The organism is Pseudanabaena sp. SR411 (assembly GCF_002251945.1).
In the GTDB taxonomy this organism is placed as follows: Bacteria; Cyanobacteriota; Cyanobacteriia; order Pseudanabaenales; family Pseudanabaenaceae; genus Pseudanabaena.
In genome coordinates this window covers 82,785-91,666 of the sequence record NZ_NDHW01000115.1, presented here as the reverse complement: position 1 = coordinate 91,666, position 8,882 = coordinate 82,785, and the positions used below count along the sequence as shown (strand labels likewise).

11 protein-coding genes are annotated in these 8,882 nt (G+C 42.5%); 2 read left to right on the top strand and 9 right to left on the bottom strand.

Translation table 11 applies throughout. From position 1 onward, the window contains the following. On the top strand, positions 1 to 192 hold a 192-nt coding region (locus B9G53_RS28025; RefSeq protein WP_217901563.1), incomplete at its 5' end, for a hypothetical protein. Here B9G53_RS28025 and B9G53_RS12205 read toward each other — a convergent pair. The 7 genes from B9G53_RS12205 to B9G53_RS27365 form a co-directional block, all read right to left on the bottom strand. Beyond that, the gene (locus B9G53_RS12205) at positions 150 to 614 is read right to left on the bottom strand and encodes a Uma2 family endonuclease (protein WP_094532626.1); all 465 of its coding nucleotides are present in this window, start codon (positions 612 to 614) and stop codon (positions 150 to 152) included. The two genes, B9G53_RS28025 and B9G53_RS12205, sit on opposite strands and share 43 nt — an antisense overlap. Positions 615 to 681: 67 nt before the next feature. Continuing rightward, the gene (locus B9G53_RS12200; RefSeq protein ID WP_094532623.1) at positions 682 to 2,421 is read right to left on the bottom strand and encodes a DUF87 domain-containing protein; all 1,740 of its coding nucleotides are present in this window, start codon (positions 2,419 to 2,421) and stop codon (positions 682 to 684) included. Between the two features lie 133 nt (positions 2,422 to 2,554). Further along, positions 2,555 to 2,887, bottom strand: coding sequence for an RNA-binding protein (locus tag B9G53_RS12195; RefSeq protein WP_094532620.1), 333 nt, complete (start codon positions 2,885 to 2,887; stop codon positions 2,555 to 2,557). 325 nt (positions 2,888 to 3,212) lie between these two features. Continuing rightward, positions 3,213 to 3,896, bottom strand: a complete 684-nt coding sequence (locus B9G53_RS12190; RefSeq protein WP_094532617.1) for a hypothetical protein — start codon at positions 3,894 to 3,896, stop codon at positions 3,213 to 3,215. Positions 3,897 to 3,947: 51 nt separating this feature from the next. Next, a complete protein-coding gene (locus B9G53_RS12185; RefSeq protein WP_094532615.1) occupies positions 3,948 to 4,589 on the bottom strand; it encodes a ParA family protein in 642 nt (213 codons plus the stop codon). 203 nt (positions 4,590 to 4,792) lie between these two features. Continuing rightward, positions 4,793 to 5,275, bottom strand: coding sequence for a signal peptidase II (lspA, locus tag B9G53_RS12180; RefSeq protein WP_094532612.1), 483 nt, complete (start codon positions 5,273 to 5,275; stop codon positions 4,793 to 4,795). A gap of 64 nt (positions 5,276 to 5,339) precedes the next feature. Continuing rightward, positions 5,340 to 5,513, bottom strand: coding sequence for a hypothetical protein (locus B9G53_RS27365; protein WP_094532635.1), 174 nt, complete (start codon positions 5,511 to 5,513; stop codon positions 5,340 to 5,342). A 349-nt stretch (positions 5,514 to 5,862) separates the two neighbouring features. Between B9G53_RS27365 and rpaB the strand changes: the two genes are divergently transcribed. Continuing rightward, on the top strand, positions 5,863 to 6,600 hold the full coding sequence (rpaB, locus tag B9G53_RS12170) for a response regulator transcription factor RpaB (protein ID WP_094532609.1): 738 nt from the start codon (positions 5,863 to 5,865) through the stop codon (positions 6,598 to 6,600). A gap of 36 nt (positions 6,601 to 6,636) precedes the next feature. On the opposite strand, the gene B9G53_RS12165 is transcribed toward rpaB, so the two are convergent. After that, positions 6,637 to 7,755: a glycosyltransferase family 4 protein gene (locus B9G53_RS12165; RefSeq protein ID WP_094532606.1), complete on the bottom strand. Its 1,119-nt coding sequence runs from the start codon at positions 7,753 to 7,755 to the stop codon at positions 6,637 to 6,639. Positions 7,756 to 7,768: 13 nt separating this feature from the next. Further along, positions 7,769 to 8,683: a 2-carboxy-1,4-naphthoquinone phytyltransferase gene (menA, locus tag B9G53_RS12160; protein WP_094532632.1), complete on the bottom strand. Its 915-nt coding sequence runs from the start codon at positions 8,681 to 8,683 to the stop codon at positions 7,769 to 7,771. Positions 8,684 to 8,882 lie beyond the last annotated feature (199 nt).

Below are 8,882 nucleotides of genomic sequence, written 5' to 3'. Positions count from 1 at the left end.
CGTAACCGAGTCGGGCTATCGAGGGCAGATAAGGAGTCAGTCTTGAGTTTAGACGGAAGGGCTTGCACCTTCATCGTCTGGACAGTTAAGCTAGTCTTGGGAGACTTGGCTCTGATGGTTATGTACGGACTGATTACCGTGATTCACCATCAAACGAATCGCACTACTCTTTCCCCTCCTGCACTGAGATAATCCGTCGCTTTCTGGGCTAACTGATTAAAAGTTTGATCAGGCGATACAATCTCAATCACTAACTCTGGCAATACGGGACATGGCGTATCCTCACGCCAATCTGCGGCAAGGCGATCATAAGATACATATAGCAAATCAGGCACAGGAACCCAATCTTTACCTCGTCGTTTTAGAATTACTGACCATTCAATCGATACTTGTCCAATCCCATGAGACCAACCTGATAACTCAGACCAAAAAGCACTTGTTAATCGGGAGTGAAAAAATTTTGGTGACATTTTTTTAATTGCTTCTCCATCAATTAGTTCATAACTTTCATCATTTTCTGGTAAGTTCAAAAATTGCTCTAGGGTCAGTTGAGGAATTGACTCTGAGCTATGAATGGATTTTTCTTGAGAATTTTCTATAACAACACTAGTCATCTGTTAGCCTCCTTATTTAAACTGGACAAGAGATGTGGCGCTTTGCGCCATATCTCTTGTGATTAGATTAAAATCCTAAATCTGCTTTAGCGGCTTCTGCAACTCGCAACACTTCTGGTGTCGAAATTTCTTCCCAAGGCACTTCGCCGATCTCGCGATAGAAAGTTTCATCATAGGGTCGAGTTTGCACCACCACAGGCATTGGCACGGCATGACCTAACACGAGTGCTTGTTGCTTAGAATCTAATTTCGACAAAATTGTTCGCAAATTGCCACTCCCAGCCACACCTGTAAAAATTGCGTCAATATCTTTCTCATCATTGAGTAGCGCCGTAATTCTAGTTCCAATTTGGGACATCACTTCATTATCAATTCCCGATGGACGCTGATCGACGATGAGCAAAGTCACAAAATACTTCCGCATTTCACGGGCGATCGTCCCAAAAATAGTTTGTCTAGCTGTATTAGGAGCCAGAAATCGATGGGCTTCTTCAATGGTGATCGTTAACTGCTGGGGGCGATCGCTAATATTTTTAGTCTGCAAAAATCTTTCAGCTTGCTGCACATAGGAATGATGAATCCGCCGCGTAATGATATTTGTCGCCAACATATAGGAAAGCAGATTTGACTGCGAACCAAACTCGATTACGATGTGTTTACCTGCGGCGATCGCATCAAGAATCCGCTTAATATAATTTTCGGGACAAGTTGGGCGTAAATATTTGAGATCATCAAGGCGGGTGAGTTTGCGCTGAAGTGCCATAATCGAAGATTTACTACCCATCTTCTGCTCACAAAATTCTTGAATTTCGGAATTAGTCATCGCCAACAATCGCGAGATCCAATTCTTTCCAAATTCATTCCGTAGAATAATCGCATTTTCTAAACTGGCTTCCGAAAGATTTAATTCATCCCGAATTAGCATCAAATCTTCAACATCAATCTGGTCATAACTAATGTAAAGTTCCTGTGCATCGCGTACTCCCCGCCGCTTTGTCGAGTCAGGATCGAGCGTATGAATCTGCACCTGTGCAGGAAATAATTGCCGTAACCCCTTAACCGTACTAAATCTTTTGCCTTCAGTCGCTGCTTCCCAGCCATATTCTGAATGCATATCAAAAATTAAATTTACAGCCGCCTGCTTACGGATAATCCCCGATAGTAATAGGCGCGTCAAAAAAGATTTGCCAGTACCCGATTTTCCAAATACGCCATTACTCCTCTCCACAAAGCGATCAAGGTCAAGACAAATTGGCACAGGCATATCAATCGGCTGCCCGATCGCAAAGTTCCGTTTATGGGGATCATCTTCCCAACCAAACACAATCCGAAAATCACGCTCAGTGGCATCAAATACTTGCGAAAAATGACTGGGGATCGTCTTTACTGGCAACAGTTGAAAGTCATTTATTTCTTCTACCGTTTCATAAACAGGGGATTTCTTGCGTTTAGTTTTTTTGATGCGATCGCTACTCTGACTAGACGAGCGTTGAGTGATCAGATCAAAAGGATTTGCAGGCACAAACATCAACATCGGCGTTAAATTGATCGTGCCAAAAGTCCCCGTTCCTGCCAAAATCTCGGTTAAGAAAGTATTTTCAGGATCAGGCGGATTCATGAGAATGCGAGGGCTAGCTGTACCGAGAGTAACATCAGTCAGAATGCAAAAAAAGCGTGTATGCCGACCATGCACTACCAGAAACTTACCGACGCGCATATCCTCGACTGAAATCTCGCCATTAAGTCGAACTTCTAAACCGTCGCTTAAAGAACCCTGAACAACAATCCCTAATGGTTGCAAATCCATGCTAAACCTACGTTAAGCGTGCATACTTTTGCTTAGCATAGCAAAACGGCGAAGAAAACTTAGTTTTCTTCGCCGTTTTGCTGTAATTAGCTGCTAATTCTTTTTAGAGTGCTTTGCACCCTAGAAAGCGAATTTAGTAGCGACCACCGCCGCCGCCAGACTTGTTATAGCCGCCGCGACCACCGCCGCCGCCTCTGTTACCACCGCCAAACGAGTCATTATTCTCGCGAGGCTTAGCCTTGTTAACTTTGAGTACACGACCCATCCATTCAGCACCGTCAAGCGCAGTGATGGCGGCATCTTCTTCAGCATCTGCACTCATTTCTACGAATGCAAAGCCACGGGCGCGACCAGTTTCGCGATCGGTAGGGAAATGAACACGAGTGACCTTGCCGTAGTCTTCAAAAACTGGCTTTAAATGGTCTTGAGTAACTTCATAGGACAAGTTACCAACGTAAATAGACATTATGCTTTCTCCAAGAATTCAATGAGTATGTAGAGATAGAGATGTCGGAGAGAAGCTTGTCACGATGAAACAGAAAAAAACTGTCAGTACAGAAAACAATTGCTACAACCGATAACTACTTTTACCTTACGGATGATAGTCTAGCGCATATGCTTTAAGTTTGGACATAATGTTACATTTTGTTTATTTTTATACGCCTTTCCGAGCAAGAATTAGTGGTGCGGCGCGAAGCGCCGCACCACTAATTCTTGCTCGGAAAGGGATTGTCAATTATTATTTTCCCAAAAGCAAAGGCAATATGAAGTGACACCCTTACTTTTGAAGTCTAGTCCATCCAGCCAATATTTTTATTGTTGATACGCTGCAATTGCTCGTTCGAGCCAGTTGGACGTGTATAAATACTGCGATCACGATGGGAATAGGGCTGCTCGACAGGCTGCTCAACAGGCTGTTTGCGAGGAGTTGCTCGATTGTTTTGAGGATTTTGTGAAACCAGTTGCGAAGAAGCAGGAGGCTCAACTACTGGAGTTTGAGTTAATTCCTTTGATGATTCTAAGGTTTTGACTTGCTCCGATAATTGAATATTTGCTTCGGCTAGGCGCAAATTATCGCGTTTGACTTCCACGAGTTGTTGATCTAGTTCATTTTTGAGGCTCTCGATCGCCGCCAGTGATTTCTGCAAAAGCTCAATATTGGTGTGGCTAAATTTCAAATCTTTTTCTAGATCAGCTAAAGTTTGCGAAAGAGCAACTTCTCTTTGTTTTGATTGAGCAAGTGATAGCTCTAGCTCAGAATTTTTTGCTGTTGTGCGATCGTCAATACTTGGAGATCCCTCAATAGTCTTTGTTGACGTAGGAAGACTAGCGATTTTGCTAACTGCATCAGAGACTGTTTCTGCTTTTACTTCAATAGTTTGTTCAGTTGACGCATTCTTCACTGTTGCTTCAGGTTCCTTCTGCACTTCATCACGCAATAAATCCGAAATCCCGACTTTCTTTTTAGTTGACATATTTTTTATTTCTTATTTAATTCCTTGATGTATATTAACTGACACCTCATATCACCTTAAAATGTCTCGACGCAGTTCATCAACTACACGTCGATAGTCGGCTTCCGCTTCTCTAGCATTTTTGCCTTTCCATTCTGTAACTAATTTCCCTTCTAGAGCAGCACGTTCATGGGCTTTGTAAGCTCTTACAAATGCATGAAAAACTGGTACTCCCACTTCTAGCAAGGTGTTTTGAGCTTCAAGCGCTTCGTTAAGACATCGCGGATCAACACGGGTGAGCAGGACTCGATGGGGAACTTGGGCGGGTCGCACCGTACTTTTGACAGTATCAATTAGGGCTGTTAAATCCATCGGAGCAGGTGGACTTGGCAAAACCAAATAATCAGCGATCGCGACAACGGTAGCAAGTGCATGGGAATGCAGCGCAGGGGGGGTGTCTACCAATACTAGATCGTAACTGCTGAGTTTCGGTAGTTTTTTTAAATGAGTCGGATCAATTTCTTTGGCAATATCAAAACCCATGTTCTTGTTGCTACGTCCTACCCACCAAGACAAGCTTCCTTGGATGTCAGCATCCACGACTAATACTTTAGTGTCCTGAGCCAAGATGCCCGCTAAAGCGATCGCTGTTGTTGTTTTACCCACCCCCCCTTTGCCATTCGTAACGACTACAATTTTTGGGGAATTTGCCATACTCCTAAGCCTCTCAATAACTTCTAATTAGCAATATAGCGCTTCACGCTCTAATCCAAGAAAACAAAACGGCGTAGCCGTTTTGTTTTCTTGGATTAGGTTTGTTTTTTAATTTAGAAAAGTGTCGTCATACTTTTGTAAATTAAAAATAGGAGTAGATGAAAAGCAGCCGCAGGCTGCTTTTCATCTACTCCTATTTTTATCTAGTTTTTTGACTTGGATGGTTTAGTTACAAATAAAACCGCGATCGCTAAACAAGCCAATCCGACATTAATAGAGACATCAGCAATATTAAAAATCGCAAAGCGAATAATCCGTATATCAATAAAGTCAACTACATAACCAGCCACAAAGCGATCGATGCCATTACCTGCGGCTCCCGCCAAAATGCAGCCATAGCCGACCTGCTCCCAGCGATTTAAGTTTTTACCAAAAATCCCAAAGGCTACTAGCCCCAAACTGACAATCATCGATACCCATTTGAGCCAATCAATCTGACCACTAAATAAGCTAAAAGCCGCACCTGTGTTGGTCGCATAGGTAAAATGAAATACACCATTAATCAAGGGGACTGATTTTAGGGGTTTGAGATATTGCACAACTAAATATTTGGAGGCTTGATCGAGAACTAATCCCAAAATTGCCGCAGTCCAGTACAGAGAGTTCTCGATTTTGCCAGATGCCATAACTAAAAAAACGAATTAAAAACAACTAGAAGATGAAATGAAGGCGCTAAGCGCCTTCATTTGATTAGCCTATATCAATTAGACCTAGCCATGCTAACAAACCCTTGCCAGTGAAAAGCTCGATCGCAACGGCAATGATAAAACCAACCATAGCGGCTCTACCATTTAACCTTTCTGCATAGGTGTTAAATCCCATTTTTGGATCAGTAGCTTGTGGTACTTGAGTTGGTTCAGTCATGATCGCAAAATCCTCATTGTGCATAAAACTTCATACAATTTTATCGCAATCACTTACATAAAATCGGAAAGAAGCGACAGCACAAGTCGCCAAGTGTACTAGGACATAAAAACCAAGAATTGATTGGCGGCGCAAAGCGCCGCCAATCAATTCTTGGTTTTTGATTTGTCCATGAGACAGGTGACTGTAGCTATAAATCAGGTAAACCCCAGATTAAGTTTATTCTGAAACTTTAAGTTTTGTTTTCGGATTGTAACGACCGATTTCTTGTAAACTTAGCTAAATAAATATGTAAAACTATAAAATTTTACTGAATTGCAGCTAGCAACATAGTGGAGTGTAAACTGGCTTGGAAAACCATAAGGAAAAAATTCTAGTTGTAGACGACGAAGCTAGTATTCGTCGAATTCTGGAGACACGTCTGTCGATGATCGGTTACGAGGTCGTCACCGCCGCAGATGGCGAAGAAGCGATCGAAGTTTTTCATAAAGAAAACCCAGACTTGGTGGTTCTTGATGTAATGATGCCAAAGCTCGACGGCTACGGGGTGTGTCAAGAGCTTCGCAAAGAATCGGATATCCCGATTATCATGCTGACAGCTTTGGGCGATGTTGCTGATCGCATTACAGGACTTGAATTAGGTGCAGATGATTACGTTGTTAAGCCTTTTTCACCAAAGGAATTAGAAGCGCGGATTCGTTCAGTATTGCGGCGCTTTGATCGCAATGGCACATCAGGCATCCCCAGTTCTGGTGTGATTCATATCAACACGATCAAGATTGATACTAACAAGCGTCAAGTCTATAAGTCCGATGAGCGTATTCGTTTAACGGGTATGGAGTTTAGTTTATTAGAGCTATTGGTCGGGCGATCGGGTGAAGCTTTTTCAAGGGCGGAAATTTTGCAAGAGGTCTGGGGATATACACCAGAACGCCATGTGGATACTCGCGTTGTCGATGTCCATATTTCTCGCTTGCGGGCAAAGCTCGAAGAAGATCCTAGCAATCCTGAATTGATCTTGACAGCTCGTGGCACAGGCTATCTATTCCAACGCATCATTGATGGCTCAGAAGCGAAACAAGCTTAAAAATTTTGATAAAAGTCTGCCGCAGACAGGCTTTTATCAAAAAGACTTATGAAACTTAGCGATCGCTAAGTCATAGATTTTTTGCAGTCTTTGGGCATGTATAGCAAGGGTAAATTCTGATTGAAACAAATCATGACCAGCCATACCAATTTCGCGTGCTTTGTCAAAATCATTCGCCAAATCCGTGATTGCAGTAGCTAACTGCTGCTGATTATTCGGCTCAACTAAAATCCCTGTTTTTCCATCCTGAATATGTTCAGGAATTCCACCAACGTCGCTAGCAATCACTGGACGGAATCTTGCATAGGCTTCCAAAGTGACTAATCCCGCTGGCTCTGGCCAAACACTAGGAAAAATTACAGCAAAGCTTTGACGATATAGATCCTCTAATTTCTCGCTTTGACACCATCCATGCCAAGTAAGGCGATCGCCAATATTCAAATCCGCCGCTAACTGGCGCACTTGAGCTATTGCCCAACCTTCACCTGCAATATCCAAATGAATTTGTGGATCTAAGAGCGGTATTGTTCGCAATAACCAATCTAGTCCCTTGTCTGGAACGATTCTACCTGCAAAAAGAATCCGTTTTTGAGCGTGTATGTCTTGATCTAAAGGTTCATGCTTAGAAGAAGTTGCGGCAATGCCACATCGTAAAGTTACAACCTGTGATTCAGGCAACCCATTAGCAAGCAACTGCGATCGCACATAATCACTATTCGAGATCGTCAAAATCCCAAGCTTTTTGAGAGCATTTAGCTCAGTACTGGCTCTTCCTAAGTTGGTGAGAATCTGAGCAGGACGACGGCTACCACAACCATCAACAACATGCCCCCAAGCACATCCCCATGAATTTAATAGGCGATCGCAGCTAGATTTACGAACCGACAAATACTTAGTTCCACTGGCACAGTAAACATCATGATTATGAGCCGTAAAAACGACAGGGCAGGAATTGTTGACCTGAGCTATGGCACTAGTTTCGTGAATATGCAGCAATTTAAATGCACTTTGATCATAGTCTCTAGGATTAGCAATGATTTCTGCACCAAATGTATCTGGCATTGCTGCATACAACCCATCAACATAGGTTTTGACACCACCTCCACCGATCGCAATACCCGCAGAACAGTGATAAATTCTATTTGGCAAAATCATTTAAATTATAGTTCTATAAGATCAAGCTGACACTAAGACAAGAACCAATGACAAAATGTAAGGCAACAGCGATGAAGCGATAGTTGAGTAAAAGCTCGGCGCGTTCGTGGTTTTCATCAATGAATGTACATAATTTCCATGCAATCGGTAAGCTAATTAAGACGATCGCTGTCCAGATGGGGAAAAATTTAAGGGCGATCGCCATGATCGCAATCCCATAAATTACAGCACAAATCCAAGGTAAAAGTTGGGCTGAACGCTTAGTCCCTAAACGTACAACAGGTGATTTCTTGCCTGCGGCAAGATCATCAGCCACTTGATTGAAATGCGAACAGAACAAAATCAGGCTAGTAATAATTCCGACAATAATTGCGGCGGCAATCGAGCCGATTGACCAAGATTTCGTTTGACTATAATAGGCTGCCGAAACTCCTAAGGGACCAAAGGCAAAAAAGCATAAAACTTCACCCCATCCTTGATATCCCAACCGAAATGGAGGACCTTGGTAAATATAGCCAAGAAAACAGCAAAGGGCGATCGCACTAACCACCACAATATCTTGCTGTATCCAAGAAATTGCGAATACGCCACTAATGCCTAGGAGTAAACAAATATTAGCGATCACAAAGATTAAATTCTTCTTGCCTGTTAAATTAACAACTGAATGCGCCTTATTGATATCAATGCCTGTTTCCGCATCAAATACGTCATTGCAGAGATTTTCCCAGACTAAAATCAAAACTGCGGAAACCAGAAACATGAAAAAAATACTCCAGTTAATCGCCCCTGTATTGCGATAAGCGACAGCCGTACCCGTAGCGATCGGCACGATCGCCACACTATACATCGGGAACTTAATCGCCGCCATCCATAATTTACGAGATGGCTTACTAGATATCTCAGGGGAATCAATGAGGCTTTTTACCATACTGGCTAAGATTGAAGTGCTGATCGCCATCTTAAAACAAAAATGCGATTATCCAATGGTTCGCAAACATAAAACCCAGAAAGTAGAGTGGGATGCTTAGCGCTCTACTCTGCTCTCTGGGTTTTACTAACAAAATTTAGTGAATTATTAAGCTTTGCAAAGTAAGATGGAGATAATTAAATATAAAAAATTAAACGTA

Coding starts and splice junctions, on each gene's coding strand:
- lspA (WP_094532612.1), bottom strand. CDS start 5,275: ATGGCATCTGGCAAAATCGAGAACTCTCTGTACTGGACTGCGGCAATT.
- B9G53_RS12190 (WP_094532617.1), bottom strand. CDS start 3,896: ATGTCAACTAAAAAGAAAGTCGGGATTTCGGATTTATTGCGTGATGAA.
- B9G53_RS12195 (WP_094532620.1), bottom strand. CDS start 2,887: ATGTCTATTTACGTTGGTAACTTGTCCTATGAAGTTACTCAAGACCAT.
- B9G53_RS12185 (WP_094532615.1), bottom strand. CDS start 4,589: ATGGCAAATTCCCCAAAAATTGTAGTCGTTACGAATGGCAAAGGGGGG.
- B9G53_RS12200 (WP_094532623.1), bottom strand. CDS start 2,421: ATGGATTTGCAACCATTAGGGATTGTTGTTCAGGGTTCTTTAAGCGAC.
- B9G53_RS12165 (WP_094532606.1), bottom strand. CDS start 7,755: ATGATTTTGCCAAATAGAATTTATCACTGTTCTGCGGGTATTGCGATC.
- menA (WP_094532632.1), bottom strand. CDS start 8,683: ATGGTAAAAAGCCTCATTGATTCCCCTGAGATATCTAGTAAGCCATCT.
- B9G53_RS12205 (WP_094532626.1), bottom strand. CDS start 614: ATGACTAGTGTTGTTATAGAAAATTCTCAAGAAAAATCCATTCATAGC.
- B9G53_RS27365 (WP_094532635.1), bottom strand. CDS start 5,513: ATGACTGAACCAACTCAAGTACCACAAGCTACTGATCCAAAAATGGGA.